The sequence below is a fragment of the Lactococcus formosensis genome (assembly GCF_018403745.1).
Classification (GTDB): Bacteria; Bacillota; Bacilli; order Lactobacillales; family Streptococcaceae; genus Lactococcus; species Lactococcus formosensis.
Map to the genome: position 1 here is coordinate 102,740 of NZ_BOVP01000006.1, position 21,665 is coordinate 124,404.

General features: G+C 40.1%; 17 protein-coding genes. 7 read left to right on the forward strand and 10 right to left on the reverse strand.

The window, feature by feature from the left end; genetic code table 11:
- Positions 1–131: 131 nt before the first annotated feature.
- Both KJS37_RS08210 and pcrA read right to left on the reverse strand, forming a co-directional pair.
- A complete protein-coding gene (locus KJS37_RS08210; RefSeq protein ID WP_165714144.1) occupies positions 132–698 on the reverse strand; it encodes a DNA-3-methyladenine glycosylase I in 567 nt (188 codons plus the stop codon).
- A 2-nt stretch (positions 699–700) separates the two neighbouring features.
- A complete protein-coding gene (gene pcrA / locus KJS37_RS08215; protein WP_213496811.1) occupies positions 701–2,995 on the reverse strand; it encodes a DNA helicase PcrA in 2,295 nt (764 codons plus the stop codon).
- A 210-nt stretch (positions 2,996–3,205) separates the two neighbouring features.
- Here pcrA and KJS37_RS08220 point away from each other — a divergent pair, with 210 nt between their 5' ends.
- Both KJS37_RS08220 and KJS37_RS08225 read left to right on the forward strand, forming a co-directional pair.
- Positions 3,206–4,072, forward strand: coding sequence for an ABC transporter ATP-binding protein (locus tag KJS37_RS08220; protein ID WP_213432332.1), 867 nt, complete (start codon positions 3,206–3,208; stop codon positions 4,070–4,072).
- Between the two features lie 12 nt (positions 4,073–4,084).
- A complete protein-coding gene (locus KJS37_RS08225) occupies positions 4,085–4,852 on the forward strand; it encodes an ABC transporter permease (protein WP_017369800.1) in 768 nt (255 codons plus the stop codon).
- Between the two features lie 44 nt (positions 4,853–4,896).
- Here the strand turns inward: KJS37_RS08225 and KJS37_RS08230 are convergent, their stop codons facing one another.
- The 7 genes from KJS37_RS08230 to parE form a co-directional block, all read right to left on the reverse strand.
- On the reverse strand, positions 4,897–5,628 hold the full coding sequence (locus KJS37_RS08230; protein ID WP_165712093.1) for a class A sortase: 732 nt from the start codon (positions 5,626–5,628) through the stop codon (positions 4,897–4,899).
- Between the two features lie 11 nt (positions 5,629–5,639).
- Complete coding sequence (locus KJS37_RS08235; protein WP_165712094.1) at positions 5,640–6,710, reverse strand: FAD:protein FMN transferase; 1,071 nt, start codon at positions 6,708–6,710, stop codon at positions 5,640–5,642.
- Between the two features lies 1 nt (position 6,711).
- Positions 6,712–9,183 carry a DNA gyrase subunit A gene (gyrA, locus tag KJS37_RS08240; RefSeq protein ID WP_213496813.1) on the reverse strand — a complete coding sequence of 824 codons (2,472 nt, stop codon included), beginning with the start codon at positions 9,181–9,183 and terminating at the stop codon, positions 6,712–6,714.
- Between the two features lie 173 nt (positions 9,184–9,356).
- The gene (parC, locus tag KJS37_RS08245; protein WP_165712096.1) at positions 9,357–11,840 is read right to left on the reverse strand and encodes a DNA topoisomerase IV subunit A; all 2,484 of its coding nucleotides are present in this window, start codon (positions 11,838–11,840) and stop codon (positions 9,357–9,359) included.
- A gap of 45 nt (positions 11,841–11,885) precedes the next feature.
- Entirely contained in the window at positions 11,886–12,347 is a 462-nt protein-coding gene (locus KJS37_RS08250; protein ID WP_213496815.1) for a GNAT family N-acetyltransferase, read from the reverse strand.
- A gap of 4 nt (positions 12,348–12,351) precedes the next feature.
- A complete protein-coding gene (locus KJS37_RS08255) occupies positions 12,352–13,194 on the reverse strand; it encodes a 3'-5' exonuclease (RefSeq protein WP_165712098.1) in 843 nt (280 codons plus the stop codon).
- A gap of 23 nt (positions 13,195–13,217) precedes the next feature.
- Entirely contained in the window at positions 13,218–15,155 is a 1,938-nt protein-coding gene (parE, locus tag KJS37_RS08260; protein ID WP_017369807.1) for a DNA topoisomerase IV subunit B, read from the reverse strand.
- 239 nt (positions 15,156–15,394) lie between these two features.
- On the opposite strand from parE, the gene plsY reads away from it, so the two are divergent.
- The 5 genes from plsY to nrdF all read left to right on the forward strand — a co-directional run bounded on the left by plsY (position 15,395) and on the right by nrdF (position 19,997).
- Positions 15,395–16,033, forward strand: coding sequence for a glycerol-3-phosphate 1-O-acyltransferase PlsY (gene plsY, locus KJS37_RS08265; protein ID WP_213496817.1), 639 nt, complete (start codon positions 15,395–15,397; stop codon positions 16,031–16,033).
- A gap of 107 nt (positions 16,034–16,140) precedes the next feature.
- Positions 16,141–16,359, forward strand: a complete 219-nt coding sequence (gene nrdH / locus KJS37_RS08270) for a glutaredoxin-like protein NrdH (protein ID WP_016170892.1) — start codon at positions 16,141–16,143, stop codon at positions 16,357–16,359.
- Complete coding sequence (gene nrdI / locus KJS37_RS08275; protein ID WP_017369810.1) at positions 16,356–16,775, forward strand: class Ib ribonucleoside-diphosphate reductase assembly flavoprotein NrdI; 420 nt, start codon at positions 16,356–16,358, stop codon at positions 16,773–16,775. The genes nrdH and nrdI overlap by 4 nt, the downstream gene beginning before the upstream one ends.
- Positions 16,776–16,827: 52 nt before the next feature.
- A complete protein-coding gene (gene nrdE / locus KJS37_RS08280) occupies positions 16,828–18,996 on the forward strand; it encodes a class 1b ribonucleoside-diphosphate reductase subunit alpha (protein WP_165712101.1) in 2,169 nt (722 codons plus the stop codon).
- Positions 18,997–19,010: 14 nt separating this feature from the next.
- Positions 19,011–19,997, forward strand: coding sequence for a class 1b ribonucleoside-diphosphate reductase subunit beta (gene nrdF / locus KJS37_RS08285; RefSeq protein ID WP_019292482.1), 987 nt, complete (start codon positions 19,011–19,013; stop codon positions 19,995–19,997).
- Positions 19,998–20,042: 45 nt separating this feature from the next.
- Here the strand turns inward: nrdF and KJS37_RS08290 are convergent, their stop codons facing one another.
- Positions 20,043–21,653 (reverse strand): DUF6273 domain-containing protein, encoded by a 1,611-nt coding sequence (locus KJS37_RS08290; RefSeq protein WP_213496819.1) that lies wholly within the window; start codon positions 21,651–21,653, stop codon positions 20,043–20,045.
- Positions 21,654–21,665: the final 12 nt, after the last annotated feature.

The window sequence follows — 21,665 nt, forward strand, 5'->3', positions numbered from 1 at the left end:
CGTCTCCTTTTTAAATATTAGCATATCAAAAAAGGAAGAGTTCTCAAAGCAATTTAAACCTTAACTTCAAGTATTTTACTGATTTTTAAGAAGCATCAAAAAGAGCCTGAACGATATCAGACTCTTAGTATTTACAGTAGTTCTTTATTTCGGAAACAATATTCGGCATGGTCATTAATCACACCTATAGCTTGAAGGTAAGCATAGATGATTGTTGGACCAACAAATTTCATTCCTCTTTTCTTCATGTCTTTAGACATGGCTTCAGCTAAAGCATTGGTGACAGGTACTAAACTTTCATCAGTAATTTGATGTTGCAACACTTGCCCTTCTGTAAAAGACCAGATGTATTTATCAAAAGAACCGAATTCTTTCTGAAGTTCTAAAACTTTTTGAGCATTATTGACTGCAGCTGCTATCTTTAGCTTGTTCCGGATAATCCCTGCATTTTGGCGCAGTTCTTCTTCCTTTTCCTTACTGTAGCTGGCTACTTTTTCAATCTCAAACTGATCATAAGCTTTATAGAAGCTTTCCTGTTTATTTAAAATGGTTGACCAAGAGAGGCCCGCTTGATTCATATCTAAAACAAGTTTTGCAAAAAGTTCCTGATCATCATGGACCGGGGTTCCCCAATAAGTATCATGATAATGAATCATCTTCTCCGAAGAAAGGCACCATTTGCATCGTTTCCTATCCATTTTTACTCCTTTTTCTCAATAGGTGCCATCGCAGCCAAAAGGCGTTTCATGCCTACTTCTGGGAACTTAATTTTCAGTTCCATGTTCTTACCAGTTCCGGTAACAGCTAACACAATCCCTTCGCCCCATTTGCGGTGGACGGCGGTGTCTCCAATCGTCCAGTCTTCGGTTGCAATATCTGCTTTTTCAATCACACGTGCTGTACCAGGATTGACTGCTGCTTTACGTTGATGTAGAGCATCTGTCATAGACATGCCAGTACCAAATCGTGTCGCACCATCAGCCGTTTTATAACTAGCATTGAAACTTGAGTTAGCCTTACGTGCAATCCCGCCATAGTCCAATAATTCATCATCAATCTCCGAGATGAAACGGCTCGGACGGTTATAGCTGGTTTTACCGTAGAGTACACGTTGATTTGCATTTGTCATATAAAGAAATTCTTCGGCGCGCGTGATTCCCACATAGGCGAGACGACGTTCCTCTTCCAATTCATCAGGATCATCATTGACACGAGAAAGCGGGAAGATGTTTTCTTCCATACCGATAAGAAATACAACAGGAAATTCTAGACCCTTTGCAGCATGTAAAGTCATCATGGTAACCGCATCACTCGCTTCTTCGTATTCGTCAACCTCAGAAAGAAGACTCACTTCATTAAGGAAACGACTCAAACGGTCCAAGCCAGTTTCCTTGATTGGTTCTCCGGTCATTTCATCTAGTGGTACTTCTGACTTTTCATCAAAATTCTTTGTCACAGAGAGAAATTCTTCGATATTCTCAATCCGTGTCTGAGCTTCAAGATTTGCTTGCATTCGTAGGAACTTCATATAGCCCGTGCGGTCGAGCATTTCTTCGACAAGCTCCGTGATACTGGACGTTTCAATAAAGCTACGCAAGAAGTCAAAGATCAGTCCAAGATTGTAGATTTCACCAGCTGCTTTACCTCGAATATCCGATAAAGTAATATCCAAAGTTGACTCTGCCAAAGACTTACCTTGCATATCCGCAAAGTTTCGCAATTTTTCCAGAGCACTTGGACCAACACCACGTTTAGGTTCATTGACGATCCGCTCGAAACTCATATTATCTCGAGGATTGGCAATCACGTTAAGGTAAGAAATAACATCACGAATTTCTTTACGTGAGTAGAACTTTGTTCCTGCAACCATACTATAGGGAATATTTGACTTCAAAAAGGCTTCTTCTATTGTACGTGATTGTGCATTTGTCCGATAAAGGACAGCAAAATCAGAATATTTCCGACCAGCTTGCACTTGCTCATTTATCGTCGAAGCTGCAAAGATTGCTTCCTCCCGCTCATCATTGGCGCGGTAATAAAGGATATTCTCCCCATCATTATTTTGGGTCCATAATTTTTTAGGGCGACGATTCACATTGTTATTTATCACATTATTGGCAGCCTGTAAGATTGTTTTTGTAGAACGATAATTTTCTTCAAGTAAAACAACTTTCGCATCTGGATAATCTTTTTCAAAGTCAAGGATATTCTGCATATCTGCGCCACGCCAACCGTAGATGGACTGGTCTGCATCACCCACAACACAAATATTTTTAAAACGTTGAGCCATTAACTTGACGAGCTGGTATTGTGCATGGTTTGTATCTTGGTATTCATCAACATGAATATATTGAAATTTACCCTGATAATAGGCTAAAACATCAGGATTTTTATCAAAAAGACGTAAAGTTTGCATGATTAAATCATCGAAGTCCATCGACTCCGCTTTACGCAGTTCTGCTTGATAAGTTTTATAAACACGCGCGGTCAATAACTCATAAGGATTACGCGCGTTGATTTGTCCTTCGTAAGCTTCTGGATCTAGAAGGTCATTTTTAGCGTTTGAAATTGTATTAAGGATCGTTTTAGGTTCCCATTTTTTAGGATCCAAGTTTGCTTCTTTTAAAATACGCTTCATCAAGGTTTTTTGTTCCCCTGGATCAATAATCGTAAAGTTTCGATTATAACCAATATGGTCAGCATCACGTCGGAGGATTCGGACACACATAGAGTGAAATGTTGCAATTAATGTATCTTGAGCTGCCGGGGTTAAATTAAGCGCACGTTCTCTCATCTCACGCGCAGCTTTGTTGGTAAAGGTAATCGCCAAAATATTCCATGGATTCACCATTTTTTCATCGATAAGATAAGCAATACGGTGTGTCAAAACACGAGTTTTTCCTGATCCCGCGCCTGCCATGATTAAAAGTGGTCCTTCTGTAGTTTGTACTGCCTCTGCTTGTTTTTCATTCATTCCATTTAATAAAGGATTCATTTATTCTCTCAATTCCAGTCTAGTCTTGCTCTCCTATTATAACAAAAGAGGGACTTTCATGCACATCTGTTTCCCCTTAATTCTATTTCATTAAGCGTAATAATTCTCGCAATAAACAAAGCTGTAAATACTGGATTACAGTTGCTCGATTGGCTTGTAAAAGCGACTCACACATGATAGAATTATTCATAAAATGAAAGAAGGAAAAACATGACGCTGAACATTCAAAATCTCCGCTTCTCTTATCAGGCGCACAATGTCCTTGATTTATCCCCTGTAACTTTCGAACAAGGAAAAATTTATGGAATCGTGGGACGAAATGGTGTCGGAAAAACGACATTTTTTAAAACGCTAACCAATATTATTACCAACTATTCTGGCAGCATCGAGATTGACGGCCAAAACATTAAAGAAAATCCTAGGATACTGACATCTGTAGGTATTGTTCTTGATGATATGGAACTTTATAAAAATTATTCAGGTTGGTTTAATCTTCGCTATTTTGGTGGCCTCCGCGGAAATTTTGATGAAGAAAGAACACGTATCTTAGCTAAAGAATTAAATATTGACAACAACCTGAACGAAAAAGTAAGCCGTTATTCTTTGGGAATGAATAAAAAGCTGATTCTTCTAATTTCCCTGATGAGCGATGCAGATATCCTCATATTTGATGAACCTTTCCGTGGCCTAGATAAAGGAACTGTCGAATGGTTTAAAAATTACCTGCTTCATTTAAAGACAGAGGGACGAATGGTCCTTATTTCAAGTCATGTTCAAGAAGACATTGAAACTCTAGCCGATGAAGTTTTAGTCCTAGAAAATGGTAATTTTGTTGAAAAATTCGATCTTCATAAGAAGAATCAGACCTATATTTACCGTGTCCAAACAAATCAACCTCAAGCACTTCACACCTTCCTAACGGAGTTACACGTTAAGTTTTCACAGCAAGCCGAAAACTGGACGATTTTTGAAATGAATGAAGACAATTACCGCGAGTTCTTCAAGCAAGCTGTTGCTCAAGATATTGAGTTTTATCAGATAAAAAAAGAAAGCAAGTTCATTGAACTTGTGAAATAGGAGGAACTCAATATGAATGCCAAAAATATTTTTAAAATGGAAATGTACAAAAACATAATGGATAAAACCTACATGATTGTCCTTACTGTATTCATTTCTTTAAGTCTATTGCTTAACTTTTCATGGTTGGCTGTAAGTTTGACAAACATTGATTTTCAAAACTTCCCCATCCTCCTCACTTTTCTTTTGATTACAACTGTCTTTGCCATCATTGGTCTAGCTATCTTTTCTCTCTTATACCCTTTTCATCTACTCAATGTCGATTACAAAAATAAAGTCATGAGTTTGATGATTGCCAGTGGTGTTTCTCGGGTCAAATATTACTTTGTCAAAATCGGTACAACAATTTTGACTCAATTAATTGCTCTTTTTCTTATCTTAGTTGTTCCTTTTGTTACTTTCTTTATCTTCAACCAAGAAACGGTCTTTTCTCTCTTTCGATCGCTTGATTTGTTGGTTCATTCCGCCGATATTTTTTCGGGACTTCTGTCTTACATTTTAGGACTTATTGCAATGATGGTCACGATGGCTTTAGCTGTTATTATCACGCGCGGAAGCACTTCTGGTTTGTTTGTATACATCGCTTTTAATTTTGCCTCACGTATTCTCCAAACAGTCTTAATGAGTCTATTTTTCCTCTTTCTTGCACAAGTTGGCACTTCGGATTTTAGTTCGACATTTGTAAGCAATAATAGCCTCTTCAGTATTGGTTATCATATTATAGAAATTTTGGTTTTCGGTCTAATTGGTATTTTCTATCTTCGCAAACAAGACTTATAAAAACCTCAAAAAAACTTCCAGAACATTTTCTGGAAGTTTTTTTATTATAGTACTTGATTATAACTACGGCTAAAAGCAGTTGTCATCTCTTTTGTTGCATCATCATAAGCAACCTTTTTCTCAAATATGCCATGCACAATGATTCGGTTGACGGCTTCTGGATCAGCACAAGTTACCAAGGTAATCTCTGTCTTTCCTGGAGTATCATCGATTACTTCAGAATGTTCTGGAGAAACAACAGATATTTTGTTGATGCGATATTGGTAGATATTATTTTTGTCCGTGACATAGATAACCATGCCCTCTTTCGCACGCTCAAGGGGTGTAAAGAGGAGACTAACATCACTACTAAATCCAGTGACATTATGGCTGGCTAAGGCATAATTCCCCTGCCCCATCACTTGATCTTCTTTCATCGTTCCCGCACCAAAGGCGAGATTCTCATTAGCTAAACCATTAAAAATTGGCAGGTTAATACCAACATCAGGAATCGCAATTCCCCCAATTACTGGCATCGGTTGACGGTTTAACTGATGCCGCATCACTTGCTCAAAACTTATTGATTCCACGCTATCAAAGTCAAAGTTTCCCTTTACTTCTTTATTTTCTTTAATCGTTTCACGCGTCACATTATGTATCTGATAATGCGCCGTATTTCTACCGATTAACCAGTTTCGGATAGGCTTATTAAAAACAAGAACCAAACCCACAAGAAAGAGAAGTAAAATAAGCAAATTAACCAACACACGTTTCCAGCTTTTGTTTTTTTTCGCCATGTTGCCTCTTTCTATTTTAAGTCTTTAATTTGACCTATCTTATAGTTTTCACTGGTTAAATCAAATTTATCTTTTAAACCATCAGTAATATAGACTTTATTATCTTTGTCTACAAACACAGCTTGAACATTTTTCAGGCTTTGTACATATTCATAACCTTTTTTTGTTCCCATAGCGTAGATCATCGTAGATAAACCATCTCCATTTGTAGCATCTTCACCAGAGATTAAAAGAGTAATACTGGCAATATCATTATCAAATGGGAAACCGGTTTTAGGGTTAAGGATATGCGAGTAACGATGCCCATCAATTTCTAGATAACGTTCATAGATACCAGAGGTATTAACATGTTGGTCGCTCGCTTTTAAAATACCCAATTGCGATTTCTCTGGATCATTAGGATCTTTTATAGCAATCGTCCACGCATCATTCGTTTGACGTGGGGAGTGTCCTATCACATAAATAGAACTTGATCCCAAATCAACAATCCCTGTTGTTACGCCATTATCTTTAAGGCTTTCCACCATCTTCATGGCTGTATAACCTTTAGCTATCGAACCTAAATCTAAACGGGCACCTTTTTCTCTTAGATAGACGGTACTCTCCTTTTCATTAAATTCAATAAATTGATAGTTAATCAACGGCAAAACACTGTCTATTTCACTTTGTGATGGCTTTCGTGCATCAGGGAAACCAATATTCCAGAGCTTGCTCAAAGGACCAATGGTAATATCATAGCCCATATTCTTAGCAGAATAGTTATATCCCAACTTGATTAACTGATAAATTTCGGCATTTACTTTGACAGGTTTAATACCAGCATTGTCATTGATTTCATCAACAACTGAGTTTGCTTGATCCACAGATACCCAATCGTTATATTTTTTGGCAATATTTAGCGCTTCTTCAACCGCTTTTTCCTTACCTTTATCATAAACAGTAACTTGGATATAAGTTCCCATCGTTGTGGCGTCCTTTTTGATTGGCTGCTCTAAAAGATCACGTGTCTCCTTATTTGAACTACAAGCTGCCAGTAAAAATATACTGACAGCTGCAGTTAAGAAGATAAATAATTTTTTCATTTTATTCTTCCGTATTTGAAGTTACCTCTGTATCGCTTACTTCTTCGTCTTCCTGTTCTGGTTCGACAAGAGCAAATGTCACAATTTGGGCATCATCATCTAAACGCATGATTTTCACACCTTGTGCTGCACGACCAGTTTGTGAGATATTGTCGACACTTGTACGGATTACAACACCTGTGTCGGTAATGACCATAATATCTTCATCACCATTGATAGCAGTTAAGCCAGCAAGCTTACCTGTACGCTCAGTGATATTCATGACTTTAATCCCTTTACCACCACGGCCTTTGACTGGATATTCACTCGCGATGGTTCTCTTACCCAAGCCTTTTTCAGAAATCACTAAGACTTCCTGTTCATCATGAACAATCGCTGTACCAACGACAAAGTCGCCTTCACGCAAGCTCACGCCTTTAACACCAGTGGCAGAGCGCCCCATGTCACGAACGACTGCTTCTTCAAATCGTACAGAGAAGCCATTATGCGTACCAATAATGATATTCTCTTTGCCTGATGTAAGCAGAACATTGATAAGTTCATCACCCTCACGAAGATTCAAAGCTTTTAGACCATTAGTTCGGATATTTGCAAATTGTTGTGTATTTGTACGTTTGACCAAGCCATTACGTGTCGTAAAGAACAAATATCTTTCTTCATCTGACTTCACAACATTAATAACTGTTTGGATTTTTTCACCTTCATCAAGTTTTAAAAGATTGACGATTGGCAAGCCTTTAGCAGCACGACCGTATTCAGGGATTTCATAGCCCTTCATCCGATAGACACGTCCGAGATTTGTAAAGAAGAGTAAATGATCATGCGTACTTGTTGACACAAGATGCTGTACGAAATCATCGTCTGACATATTCATACCTTGAACGCCACGTCCGCCACGTTTTTGTGCACGGAATTCGTCATTGCTGAGACGTTTGATATAGCCTTTATTTGAGAGCGTAATAAGGACATCTTCTTCCTCGATCAAATCTTCGTCTTCCAGATTCAAGACTTCTCCCACCAAAAGCTCTGTGCGGCGTTTGTCTGCAAATTTACGTCTAATCTCGCCTAACTCTTCACGAATAATAGCTTTGACACGTTCTGGTTTAGCTAAGATGTCTGCCAAATCGGCAATCAAGGCAATAAGCTCTTGATACTCATTTTCAATCTTGTCACGTTCTAAGCCTGTTAAACGACGTAAACGCATATCCAAGATAGCTTGCGACTGTTTGTCTGACAATTGGAATTCATCCATCATCGCTTTTTGCGCAATAGCATCCGTTGCAGATTCGCGGATAATTGTAATCATACGATCAATATTATCCAAGGCAATACGCAAACCTTCTAAGATATGCGCACGGGCTTCTGCACGAGCTTTATCAAAGCGCGTACGACGTTCAACAACTTCGATTTGGTGTTCGATGTAGTCGGTCAAGATTTGTTTCAATGACAGAATCTTCGGCGTCCCTTTTTCGATCGCCAACATATTGAAACCAAAGGATGTTTGCAATTGTGTAAGTTTGAATAAGTTGTTCAAAATCACATGAGCAGATGCATCACGACGGACTTCAACCACTAGACGCACACCTTCACGGCTTGACTCATCACGACAGGCTGTAATACCTTCTATACGCTTTTCTTGTGCCAAACGCACAATATGCTCATGCACTTTTGACTTATTCACCATATAAGGGAACTCAGTGACTATGATACGTTCCTTACCACCAGGTAATTCTTCGATTTCTGTTTTCGCACGAAGTGTAATTGAGCCTTTACCTGTCTCATAAGCACGGCGAATACCTGATTTCCCCATAACCAGAGCACCTGTTGGGAAATCTGGCCCTGGTAAAACTTCCATCAAATCACGCGTTGTTGCCTCTGGATTTTCCATCAGCAAATCAACCGCATCAATTGTTTCACCTAAGTTATGAGGTGGGATATTTGTCGCCATCCCAACGGCAATCCCCGTTGTTCCGTTAACCAAGAGGTTAGGAAAACGTGCTGGAAGTACCTCTGGCTCACGCTCAGTTCCATCATAGTTATCAACAAAGTCAACAGTGTTTTTGTTGATATCTCGAAGCATCTCCAAGGCAATTTTGGACATACGTGCTTCAGTATAACGTTGAGCGGCAGCACCGTCTCCATCCATGGAACCAAAGTTCCCATGTCCGTCAACCAGCATATGGCGGTAACTCCACCACTGAGCCATACGTACCATTGCCTCATAAATCGAGCTATCTCCATGTGGGTGATATTTACCCATGACATCCCCGGTAATACGGGCAGATTTTTTATGTGGCTTGTCAGGCGTTGTACCAAGCTCGTTCATTCCGTAAAGAATGCGGCGATGAACTGGCTTCAAACCATCGCGTACATCAGGTAGGGCACGTGCCACAATAACTGACATTGCATAGTCACGAAAGCTGGTTTTCATCTCCTCAGCAAGATTGACATTTATGATATTTTTATCTTCCATGTTCTCCTCTTTCAATGTATAAACACTGTCTCTATTATACCATAATTTCTTACTGTTTACAGTTGTTTTTAAATCTTTGGGCTACCTTTTTTAAACTTGTCCGACCCTCTCTTTGAAAGGATAAATTTACTTTTTCTCAATAAAAAAATAACCCTCATCCGAGGATTATTTTTTTATTTTATTTTTGCCTCTAATACACGATCAATATCTTCAGCTAAAGGATGACCATTGCTTGCGCGATCAGATAAGTTCAAGTCTGTTAATTCTGTTTGGTAGACTTTGCCCACTGCTGAGGTCACTTCTAAAATCTGGCTCTTATCAGTTTGTGTTTCTTCTACTTCTGCAGGACTGAAAAGATCAACCGTCTCTGAAAGTGGTGTCTTAGCAGTATTTATCACCCTACCAGCTGCAAATACGGTGTGTGGATTGGTTTTCAAAGGACGTAGAACCTGAAGACCACGATTCGCGCGACTTGTTTCTGGAATATCTTCAGATTTTACCCGTTTGATAAAACCACGTTGTGTAAGCAGGTACCAGCTGTCTGTTTGCACAAAGAAGGCAGCTTTCACCCTATCACCCGCTTTAAGATTCATTGCCTTAACACCAGCTGCTTTAGCCCCCACAACAGGAATTTCTGAGATGTTAAAGCGAAGGGCATATCCATTTTCAGAAATCAGCATCACATCTTCATCGCCTTTAAAAATAGGCTCGATGGTTACAATACTGTCTTTGTCCCCTTTGAGTTTTCCATAAGCCATTGACTTCGAACGGTATGTCCGCCAAGGTTTAAAGGAAGCGAGTTCAACTTGCTTAATTTGACCAGCCGCAGTGACGACCATGTAGTTTTCACCAGTCTCAAAATTATCCAGTACCTGTGCAAAGATAATCTCTTCATCGCTAGCAAAATTGTTCAAAGTTTGGGAAATATGCTCTCCAATATCCTTCCAACGAACATCAGATAATTCATGGACTGGACGATAGATAACATTTCCAAGACTAGTAAACATCAGGAGATGCTGCGTCGTCCGAGCGCCTGCTTTAACAAAGATTAATTCATCATCCTCACGTTTACCGACTTCTTCAACATTAGAAGAGGCAAAGCTACGTGGCGATGTACGCTTGATATACCCTCCACGTGTTACAGAAACAACCGTTTCCTCTTCCGCAATCAGTTGCTGCGCTTCAATCTCTATCGTTTCAACATTATCTTGCAGTTCTGAACGTCTTTCTTTGCCAAATTTTTTCTTGACTTCACGCAATTCGCGTTTCATCAAGTTATAAAGTGTACGTTCATCATTGATAATCGCACGGAGTTCTAAAATCTTAGCTTCAAGTTCGGCTTGTTCATTCTCTAAAGTTACGATATCTGTATTGGTTAAACGGTAAAGTTGCAAAGTTACTATGGCTTCTGCCTGCTCTTCACTGAAAGCATAGCTCACTTTCAAGTTTTCCTTAGCATCAGCTTTGTTTTCAGATGCACGAATCAAAGCAACGACTTCATCCAAGATAGAAACCATACGGATTAAACCTTCTACCAGATGTAACCTTTTCTCAGCCTTACTCAAGTCAAATTTTGAACGTTTAACGATAACATCCTGACGATGGGCAATATAAGAGCGCAGAACAGGAAGAACACCGACTTGACGTGGCGTCATATTGTCAATTGCCACCATATTGAAATTATAATTAATTTGCAAATCTGTGTTTTTATAGAGGTAGTTAAGCACCAGTTGACTGTTGGCTTCTTTTTTTAGCTCAATAGCAATACGTAATCCTTCACGATCAGACTCATCACGTACTTCGGAAATCCCAGGTACTTTAGCATTTACCCGCACATCATCAATCCGTTTAACTAAAGTCGCCTTGTTGATTTCATAAGGAATCTCCGTAACAACAAGTTGTTCACGACCACCTTTAAGCTTTTCAACTTCTACCTTGGACCGAACAGCAATGCGCCCTTTTCCTGTTTCATATGCCTTTTTGATTTCGCTACGTCCTTGAATAATAGCACCCGTCGGAAAATCTGGTCCAGGCATGAGGGTCATGATTTTCTCGACATCAGCTTTAGGATGGTCAATCATATAGATTGTCGCATCAATAACCTCGCCGAGATTATGGGGTGGAATATCTGTCGCATAACCCGCAGAAATACCCGTTGAGCCATTCACCAACAAGTTAGGAAAACTTGCGGGCAGTACAGTTGGCTCTTTTTCTGTGTCGTCAAAGTTCCACGCATGAGCAACGGTATCTTTCTCAATATCTTTTAATAGATACGACGAAATTTCTGCCAAACGTGCCTCTGTATAACGCATAGCAGCCGGTGGATCACCGTCCATCGATCCGTTATTCCCGTGCATCTCAATCAAAGGCTCAAGCATTTTCCAATCTTGCGACAAGCGAATCATCGCATCATAAATTGAGCTGTCTCCATGAGGGTGAAAATTACCCATAACATTTCCGACAGACTTGGCAGACTTACGATAAGCTTTATCAAAAGTATTACCATCCTTATTCATTGAATACAGGATGCGTCGTTGAACGGGTTTTAAGCCGTCTCGAATATCAGGCAGGGCACGTTCCTGAATAATGTATTTTGAATAGCGTCCAAAACGCTCGCCCATAATATCCTCTAAAGGTAGAGTTTGTATATTAGACATTAGTCCTCCAACAGTTATTTCATTTTTAAGTTTACAAAATATTTTTTAAGAGGCAAAATCCTTTAAGTCCAAAATCATTTCAACATGTTTTATGCCATCTTCCAAAAAGGGTTCTGAATCTTCCTTGAAACCAAAGGAAGCATAGAATGCACGGAGATAATACTGGGCTTCAATACGCACTACAGGTTCTCGCCATGATTGAGCCAGAAACTCAAGAGCCTGTTGCATCATTTTACGCGCCGTTCCTTTGCCACGTTGGCTTTCCTTCACCAGTACACGGCCAATAGAGGCCTCAGGATAAGAAAGCCCCGCCGGTAAGATACGACAGTAGGATTGAATGGCACCTTCATCATCTTCTAACCACAAGTGCAATGACTTTTGATCCTTACCGTCGACATCTTGATAAGCACATTCTTGTTCAACAACAAAAACTTCAGAACGGACTTGTAATATTTTATAAAGTTCAGATCGCGTAAGTTCTTCGAAATTTTTAATCTTCCATTCCATACTTTTATCCCTCTTTTTCTATTTCATTTGTAAAGTTAGCTTTCTGCATTTCCTTCAAAAAATCAGAATGAATGGTTACTGTATCATTATTATAAAGTGTTGCAGTTAAGCTGTAACCCGTTGAATATGCTGCCGTTATTGCTAGACCTGTCACCTCGAATTTCTGCCAATTTCGCTGTGTATCTCTGCGATAATAAACCAAATCTTTGGTAATTGGTAAGCTCAATTTTCGGCGGACTTCTTCCGTGATTCTCGTATCAACCTCACCAAACAAATCCATTTGCAAACTTTCATTTGACACAGGTTGCGGTTTTGGCGGCCGTGACAAGTCTTGCAAATACTGATAGAGACGGGCGGTGATAAGGCAATCGTTAAGTGCATCGTGGCTACGCAAATCAATACCTAAAACATCCTTGAAGGTTTCCAACTTATAGTTGGGCATCTGCACTAATTTTTTTGCTTCCGATAACGTGTCATAGACTTGAAAATGTGGGGCATCACCAATCTCACAATCAACAATCGCTTGATAGAGGAAGCTGACATCGAAAGGTGCATTATGAGCCACCATTAAGCTATCCCTTGAAAAAGCAATAAAATCAGGTAAAACTTCAGCAAGAACAGGTTGATCCAGTAAGGAAGCTGGCCAAATTCCAGTCAGTTCTGAAATTTTAGTCGGAAGATAAGAACGCGTCGGCTTAATCAACTGATTAAAGCGCGCAATTTCTTGGTGAGCTTGGTCATATTTGACAGCACCAATTTGAATAATCTCATTTTTTTGAGGACTGAATCCCGTTGTCTCAAAGTCAAATACTACGTAATGCTCCACCTTATCACGTTCCTTTCTCATTTTTCCTTAAAATATACAATTACTTAAAAGATTGTGTTTTCTTCCAATGTAAACTTCACATTATTCTCAATCCATTTACGACGAGGTTCAACCTTGTCTCCCATCAAAACCGAAACCCGTTTTTCGGCTTGCGCAGCATCATCAATGGTAACTTGAATTAATGTGCGTGTTTCAGGGTTCATGGTTGTCTCCCACAGTTGGTCGGCATTCATTTCCCCCAAACCTTTATAACGCTGAAGGGTTGCGCCCTTGCCAAAAGTTTGACGAAGTTCTTCAAGTTCAGCATCCGTCCAAGCATAAGCAACTTTTTCTTTTTTACCCTTACCTTGGCTCATCTTATAAAGCGGTGGCAAGGCAATATAAACGTGGCCATTTTCAAGAAGAGGCTTCATATAGCGATAGAAAAAAGTGAGAAGTAAAGTTTGAATATGCGCACCATCGGTATCCGCATCGGTCATAATAATAACTTTATCATAGTTCCGATCCGCAAGTGTGAAATCTGCTCCAACACCTGCACCGATAGTGTAAATCATCGTATTAATCTCTTCATTTTTAAGGATATCCTGCATTTTGGCTTTTTCAGTATTGATAACCTTACCACGCAAGGGTAAAATCGCTTGGAATTTACGGTCACGTCCTTGTTTTGCAGAGCCACCGGCAGAATCTCCTTCGACAAGGTAGAGTTCATTTTTATTAGGGTTTTTAGTTTGCGCAGGCGTTAATTTTCCTGAAAGCAGTCCTTTATCTTTCTTGTTCTTTTTACCTGTTCGAGATTCTTCACGTGCTTTGCGCGCAGCTTCACGTGCTTCGCGCGCTTTAATTGCTTTGCGAATCAGATTTTGCGCTAGCTCGCCATTCTCCAAAAGATAGAAAGTCAACTTTTCAGAGACCAGTGCATCCACTGCTGGGCGTGCTAAGGGTGAACCAAGCTTATCTTTTGTCTGCCCTTCAAACTGCAGATATTCTTCTGGTACAAGGATAGATAAAACAGCTGTCAAGCCCTCACGATAGTCCGAGCCTTCAAGGTTTTTATCCTTGTCCTTGAGCAGACCCGTTTTCCTCGCGTAATCATTCATAGCTTTTGTCAAGGCTGTTTTGAGACCAGCCTCATGTGTGCCTCCATCTTTTGTCCGCACATTATTTACAAAAGAAAGAATATTTTCTGAGTAACCATCGTTATATTGTAATGCTACTTCTACTTGAAAAGAATCTTGCTCACCCGCAAAATATAAAACAGGCGTAAGTGTGTCCTTATCTTCATTAAGGTAGTCTACAAAATCTTGTACACCATTTTCGTAGTGAAACTCTTCCTTAACTTCCTCTTCTCCGCGTTCATCTGCAAGCGACAGAGTAACATCTTTCAAGAGGAAAGCTGATTCATTTAAACGTTCTGAAATCGTTTGGTATTTAAATTCAATTGTAGAAAAAATAGTAGCATCTGGCATAAAGGTAACTTTTGTACCTGTTTTTGATTTTGGTGCCTTACCTATTTTTTCCAATGTTGTTACAGGGTGACCACCGTTTTCAAAGCGTTGACGATAAACATTACCATCGCGGGTAATTTCTACTTCAAGCCAGCTGGACAAAGCATTTACGACAGAAGAACCCACACCATGTAAGCCTCCTGATGTTTTATAGCCCCCTTGACCAAACTTACCCCCTGCATGAAGGACAGTAAAGATAACTTCAACAGTTGGTTTCCCTGTAGCGTGCATCCCTACAGGCATTCCACGTCCTTCATCTTCCACAGTGACAGAACCGTCTTTATTTAAAATAACTGAAATTTTTGTTCCAAAGCCCGACAAAGCCTCATCGACAGCATTATCCACAATTTCCCAAATCAGATGATGCAAGCCTGTTGAATCTGTTGAGCCTATATACATCCCTGGGCGCTTTCTTACGGCATCAAGCCCTTCTAAGACTTGAATCGCGCTGTCGTCGTAATTATTTATATCTACCATTCATTATTCTCCATTTAAGCCAGCTCTAAACCAGCAGAAATATTCATCTTTCCTATTCTACATTCTTCAAAGGTCTTTGTCAAAAGTCTTTATAAAACAAATGAAGCTTTTTCCCCCATTTTATCTCTATTCTCCTCAAAAATTTTAAAATGAAAAGTTTTTCTTTCAAAAAATAGCTAAAATTCATTAACTTTTATGTTATAATTGTAGAGCTATTACAAACGTATAAGAAAGATGATATGACTATAATAATTTTATGCATCGCTGCCTATCTCATTGGAGCGATTCCTGCAGGACTTTGGATTGGAAAGATTTTCTTTAAAAAAGATCTGCACGAGTATGGTTCTGGAAATACTGGTACAACGAATACTTTCCGTATTCTTGGAAAAAGAGCTGGCATCATCGTTTTCATCTTTGACCTCCTCAAAGGTACATTGGCAACTCTTCTGCCTCTCATTTTCCATGTTCATAGTGTTTCACCACTTATTTTCGGATTATTAGCTGTCGTAGGCCATACCGTTTCAGTCTTTGATAAATTTAAGGGAGGAAAAGCTGTTGCGACTTCAGCAGGTGTTGTTCTCGGATTTAACCCCGTTTTCTTACTTTATCTTGCCGTTGTTTTCTTCCTCGTCCTTTACCTTTTCAGCATGATTAGCCTATCTTCTATTTTAGGAGCTACTGCTGCAATGATTGGCGTTCTTGTCTTTCCATATTTTCACTTTATTTTACCCCATTACGACCCCTTGTTCTCGATAATTATTTTAGCCTTAGCTTCCATTATTATCGTTCGACACAAGAGCAACATTAAGAGAATAAAAAATAAAGAAGAATCTTTGGTACCTTTTGGCTTAAACCTCAGCAAACAACACAATATATAGTAGTTTACATAATTAAGAACCACAATATCTAGTATCGATAACTTGACTAGGTATTTTTTTTATACTAAAATAAAAGAACAAAAATAATAAAAAATTGGAGAATATTTATGGTCACTGTATACTCAAAAAACAACTGCATGCAATGTAAAATGGTAAAAAAATGGCTCACAGAACACACTGTGGACTTTGAAGAAATTAACATTGACGAAAAACCAGAATTTGTTCAAACAGTGCTTGATATGGGGTACCGTGCTGCACCTGTTGTGGTCAAAGGCGACGTTTCATTCTCTGGTTTTAACCCAAGCGAATTGGCAAAATTGGCATGAAATTAATCTATTTCAGTATAACTGGCCAAACACGCCGTTTTGTCAATAAAACCAATTTAGAGCATGAAGAAATTCTGCCCAACGATCCTGAGTTTGAAGTCAATGAAGACTTCTTGATTATTGTCCCGAGTTATGCGGATGAAACTCCAGGGGCTGAACGAAGCATGGATATCATGGACCCTGTCTTTGAATTCATGTCCTATGCCAATAACGCACAGTATTGTAAAGGTATTGTTGGTACAGGAAATCGAAATTTTGCTTCCTTATATATATTTACTGCAAAAGAATTATCTGCTCGCTTCCAAATTCCTATTGTTTACGATTTCGAATTCAATGGAACACCGAATGATGTAGCTGCTGTTGAAGACATTGCAGCTCGATTAGAGTCTGGAGCAAACATCAGTCTCAAACCGTAAATTTCACTAAAAATAAAAATTAGCATGTGGGCGCAAAGCCCCGGAGAAATATATGTCACTTAAAAATCTTGAAGATGTTACGTACTTCACGCTTAACAATCAAATCAATATACCCGTTAACGGCTCTATTCCTTTAGCAAAAGACAAAGAAGCAATCACTGCCTTTTTCAAAGAAAATGTTGAGCCTAACACTTTCACTAAAGATACTTATGCTGAAAAAATCGAAGCATTGCTCGAGGGTGATTACCTTGAAGAAGACTTCATCCGTAAGTATGAAATGAGTTTCATCGAGCAACTTCACCAAGAATTGTTGGACTTTGGCTTTAAGTTTGATAGCTTTATGGCAGCTTACAAGTTCTACAATCAATACGCCATGAAAAATAACGAAGGTACACTCTACCTTGAAAACTTTGAAGACCGCGTCTTGATGAACGCGCTCTACATGGCTGATGGAGATACAAAACTTGCACGCAATTTAGCCTTTGCTATGGTTAATCGCCGTTACCAACCTGCCACTCCAACTTTCCTCAATGCTGGACGTAAACGCCGCGGCGAATTCGTCAGCTGTTTCCTTTTACAATTGACAGACGACATGAATTCGATCGGTCGTACTATTAACTCTGCCCTCCAACTTTCAAAAAATGGTGGTGGGGTTGGTCTTAACTTGACTAACTTACGTGGTGCTGGTGCTCCAATCAAAGGTTACGACGGAGTTGCAGCAGGTGTAGTTCCCGTAATGAAACTTTTCGAAGATAGCTTTTCTTATGCCAACCAACTTGGTCAACGTCAAGGTGCAGGTGTAGTTTACCTTTCCATTTTCCACCCTGACATTATGGAATTCCTTTCAACGAAAAAAGAAAATGCGGATGAAAAAATCCGTGTAAAAACTTTATCACTCGGTGTGACTGTTCCTGATAAATTCTACGAACTCGCAGCTAAAGGCGAAGATATGTATCTCTTCGAGCCTTACTTTGTAGAAAAAGAATACGGTATGCCTTTTGCCCATGTTGATATTACAGCAGAATACGACAACATGCTCGCAAACGACAATATCCGTAAGATCAAAATCAGCGCGCGTGAGTTGGAACAAGAACTTTCTAAACTCCAACAAGAATCTGGCTATCCTTATATCGTGAACATCGATACAGTAAACAAAGCTAACCCCGTCGATGGTGTTATCTCCATGAGTAATCTTTGTTCTGAAATCCTTCAAGTTCAAACACCTTCAGTCCTCAATGACGATCAAACATATTCAACATTAGGAACTGACGTTGCATGTAATTTGGGTTCAACAAATGTCATGAACATGATGACTTCAGGCGCAGACTTTGGAAGCTCAATCGAATCAATGGTTCGTGCCCTGACCTTCATCTCTGAAACTTCAAATCTTGACTCTGTACCGACTGTACGTAAAGGAAATAACGAAATGCGCGCCATTGGACTCGGTGCTATGGGGCTTCATTCTTTCCTCGCTAAAAACCATATCCATTACGACAGCAAAGCCGCAGTTGACTTTACAAGTGTTTACTTTATGCTCTTGAACTACTATACTTTAGTGGCTTCAAACGTACTTGCAGTTGAACGCCAAGCAACCTTCAAAGACTTTGATAAATCTGCATATGCGGACGGCTCTTACTTCGATAAATACCTTAACCATGACTATTTCGCCGCTGTTCCAGCCGAAATCCAAGAACTTTTCGCTGGTATTGCTGTACCTGGTCCAGCTGAATGGGCTGCCTTAAAAGAAAAAGTCATGCAAGGTGGACTTTATAACTCTTACCGTATGGCTGTTGCACCTAATGGTTCAATCTCTTATATCAACGACTGCTCTTCTTCGATTCACCCAATCGTTAACCGTATCGAAGAACGTCAAGAAAAGAAAGTCGGTAAGATTTACTATCCTGCCGCTGGCCTTTCAACAGATACCATTCCTTATTACAAATCTGCTTACGACACAGACATGCGTGCTGTCATTGACGTATACGCCGCTGCTACTGAACATGTCGATCAAGGTTTGTCTATGACCCTCTTCATGCGTTCAACTTTACCTGAAGGCCTTTATGAGTGGAAGATTACAAATAATAAAATGACAACACGTGATTTGAGTATCCTACGTAACTATGCTTACAATAAAGGTATCAAAACTATCTATTACGTCCGTACCTTTACAGACGATGAAGAGGAAGTTGGCTCAAACCAATGTGAAAGCTGTGTTGTTTAAAAAAAGGAAATACTATGTCTGAACAAAATAACCAAAAAGTCCCTACTTACTATGCAGCCATTAACTGGAATGCAATTGAGGATTCTATTGATAAATACACTTGGGAAAAACTGACCAGCCAGTTTTGGTTGGACACACGTGTCCCTGTATCTAATGACCTTGACGATTGGCGCAAATTGCCCCAAGTTGAACGTGATACTTTTGCGAAGGCTTTTGCTGGTTTGACGCTCTTGGATACTTTACAATCTGTAGATGGTGCAGAGGTGCTCAAACATGATGCACGTACACCGCAAGAAATCGCATGTTTCAACAACATCCAGTTTATGGAGTCCGTTCACGCCAAATCTTACTCTACAATCTTTAGTACCTTAAATACAAAGTCAGAGATTGAAGAACTCTTTGACTGGGTGGATACAAATGTTTACATGCAAAAGAAAGCAGAAATCATCAACGATATCTACCAAAATGGTACTGCCCTTCAGAAGAAAATTGCAAGTGTCTTCCTTGAAACTTGCCTCTTCTACTCTGGTTTCTTCACACCACTCTGGTATCTTGGCAACAATAAGATGATTAACTCTGCTGAAATCATCAAACTTATCATTCGTGACGAAAGTGTCCACGGCACTTATATCGGTTACAAGTTCCAGCTTGGTTTCAACGAATTGTCCGAAGAAGAACAAAGTGAACTCCGTGATTGGATGTACAACTTGCTCTACGAACTTTATGAGAATGAAGAAGCTTATACACACTTGCTTTACGATGAAATCGGATGGACAGATGAAGTCTTGAAATTCCTCCGTTACAATGCCAACAAGGCACTTATGAACTTAGGTCAAGATCCTCTCTTCCCAGATACAGCAGCGGATGTCAACTCTGTTGTAATGAACGGTATCTCTACTTCTTCGTCCAACCACGACTTCTTTAGCCAAGTCGGTAACTCTTACTTGCTCGGTGAAGTTGAAGCCATGTCCGATGACGACTATATGATTGGTTTAAAATAAAAATAAAATAAAAAGATTAGGAATTGTTTCCTAGTCTTTTTTGGTTTAGTTGGCTTGTTGATTAATGATTAGGGCTGGGCGGACGCCGCCACCGGTAGTACTATGATTGGCGTCAACACTGCTATTAAAGGATCCATCCCCATGCACCACCCATGAAACTGCATTTAGAAAATTAGGGGTACGTAGCCACCACCAACTGTGGTTCTGCCCACTACGGCTGGCACGGTTAGCAAAGCCAATGCCTTCAGTACGTGACAAGCGGTCCACATCAGCTAAAGATAAGGCAAAGGCACGGCGTGTCCCTCCGGATACAACTTGAGTGATATCTGTCGCAACTTCAGGATTAGAATCCAAACCATTGGCAAGCCAGAAATTCTCATCTAATCCAGCCGGACCAGAAGATATCGCTCCTAACGTAAATTCATCAGCTACAGGCTGAACCATAGCTTGGACTGCAGAATCAAGTTGTTCATACCAAGAAGTGAGTTCAGCTTCTTGGTCATTCCAAGAAACATTACGGATAACATCGTTACGAATAATCATATGATTGCCGTCACCCATATCTTCAAGATAACGATATTGCTCTCCCGCCATCGTAAAGATACGGCCCGGGTTCATCGTATCAAAGTTGAAAGCTGAGACCGGTGAATCTACACTTGCACTTGGGTTTACTCCCTCATCATCCATTGAGTTGTTCTGAATACCAGTTAAGAAATCCTCCAAACGACTATCTCCTCCAGCTAAGAAGTCATCGCTATGGTCGGGGCTAATAAGTTGGCTGTCCACATGGATACCATAATAGTAAGAGCCATTAAAGACTGTATCTTCTATAGCGGCGGTCATTTCTGCTGCATCCAATAAGTAGGAAGTTGCTTCTCCTACCTCTAGCATGGAAGCCCAGTAAGCCCAGCCTGTCGTGTGGTCAACCACCCAGAAGTCACCGATTTGTTGGTCAGATCGAAGATTGGACCATTGTTCGATGGTCATTGCTGCACGTTCTTGCCGAAGGTTTTGAGCTGTTTCACGTGTCGCACCGTCTGATCCACCATGCCAAACAGTGTTCGTTGGTCCTGAGCCATTGGTATAAGTCACCCCTTCTTCCCAATAGCCATCTGTTCCTTCTCCGGGATGGGTCACGTCATCTGAACCATCTGCCAGGTCACGGGCATCCCCTGCTGCAGCTGTACTAAGGTCTAAGTTGTTATGGTTAAAGGTTGGAAGATACCATGGCGCTTCTCCTGCTCGACCAAATCTTAGGTTAGAGTATCTATTAAAAGCAACACCTGCTCCTGTACGTGTGCCAATCGCTGTTGCACTCGGAATATAAGGGGTCCATGTGTTGAGTTGGTCTCTTTCTGTCCCCTCGACTAATGGTGTAGCCTCTGAAGCTCCTGTTTGTTGGGTTTCCAAATACTCCGACAGGCGGATACGTGCCATGATGGGACGTTCGCCATAGTTTTCAACAAAGACGTCCTTGTTTTCAGTCTCTACATCATAGTAGTCATGCACACGGCCTCCGACATTGACTTGGACTTCATTTTCCCGGTCGTTAATGGCTTGTTGGTTAAAGGCTGTGAAGGCAAAGGTGCCTCCGATTAAGCCGAGCAGAGATAGGATAGCGATATTCCGCAGTTTCCGTTTTTTATCTGGTGTCATAGGTTTTCCTCA

What these genes read in the sequence shown, in the direction of transcription:
- KJS37_RS08210 (WP_165714144.1), bottom strand. Translation starts at nt 698, where the DNA reads ATGGATAGGAAACGATGCAAATGGTGCCTTTCTTCGGAGAAGATGATT.
- pcrA (WP_213496811.1), bottom strand. Translation starts at nt 2,995, where the DNA reads ATGAATCCTTTATTAAATGGAATGAATGAAAAACAAGCAGAGGCAGTA.
- KJS37_RS08220 (WP_213432332.1), top strand. Translation starts at nt 3,206, where the DNA reads ATGACGCTGAACATTCAAAATCTCCGCTTCTCTTATCAGGCGCACAAT.
- KJS37_RS08225 (WP_017369800.1), top strand. Translation starts at nt 4,085, where the DNA reads ATGAATGCCAAAAATATTTTTAAAATGGAAATGTACAAAAACATAATG.
- KJS37_RS08230 (WP_165712093.1), bottom strand. Translation starts at nt 5,628, where the DNA reads ATGGCGAAAAAAAACAAAAGCTGGAAACGTGTGTTGGTTAATTTGCTT.
- KJS37_RS08235 (WP_165712094.1), bottom strand. Translation starts at nt 6,710, where the DNA reads ATGAAAAAATTATTTATCTTCTTAACTGCAGCTGTCAGTATATTTTTA.
- gyrA (WP_213496813.1), bottom strand. Translation starts at nt 9,183, where the DNA reads ATGGAAGATAAAAATATCATAAATGTCAATCTTGCTGAGGAGATGAAA.
- parC (WP_165712096.1), bottom strand. Translation starts at nt 11,840, where the DNA reads ATGTCTAATATACAAACTCTACCTTTAGAGGATATTATGGGCGAGCGT.
- KJS37_RS08250 (WP_213496815.1), bottom strand. Translation starts at nt 12,347, where the DNA reads ATGGAATGGAAGATTAAAAATTTCGAAGAACTTACGCGATCTGAACTT.
- KJS37_RS08255 (WP_165712098.1), bottom strand. Translation starts at nt 13,194, where the DNA reads ATGAGAAAGGAACGTGATAAGGTGGAGCATTACGTAGTATTTGACTTT.
- parE (WP_017369807.1), bottom strand. Translation starts at nt 15,155, where the DNA reads ATGGTAGATATAAATAATTACGACGACAGCGCGATTCAAGTCTTAGAA.
- plsY (WP_213496817.1), top strand. Translation starts at nt 15,395, where the DNA reads ATGACTATAATAATTTTATGCATCGCTGCCTATCTCATTGGAGCGATT.
- nrdH (WP_016170892.1), top strand. Translation starts at nt 16,141, where the DNA reads ATGGTCACTGTATACTCAAAAAACAACTGCATGCAATGTAAAATGGTA.
- nrdI (WP_017369810.1), top strand. Translation starts at nt 16,356, where the DNA reads ATGAAATTAATCTATTTCAGTATAACTGGCCAAACACGCCGTTTTGTC.
- nrdE (WP_165712101.1), top strand. Translation starts at nt 16,828, where the DNA reads ATGTCACTTAAAAATCTTGAAGATGTTACGTACTTCACGCTTAACAAT.
- nrdF (WP_019292482.1), top strand. Translation starts at nt 19,011, where the DNA reads ATGTCTGAACAAAATAACCAAAAAGTCCCTACTTACTATGCAGCCATT.
- KJS37_RS08290 (WP_213496819.1), bottom strand. Translation starts at nt 21,653, where the DNA reads ATGACACCAGATAAAAAACGGAAACTGCGGAATATCGCTATCCTATCT.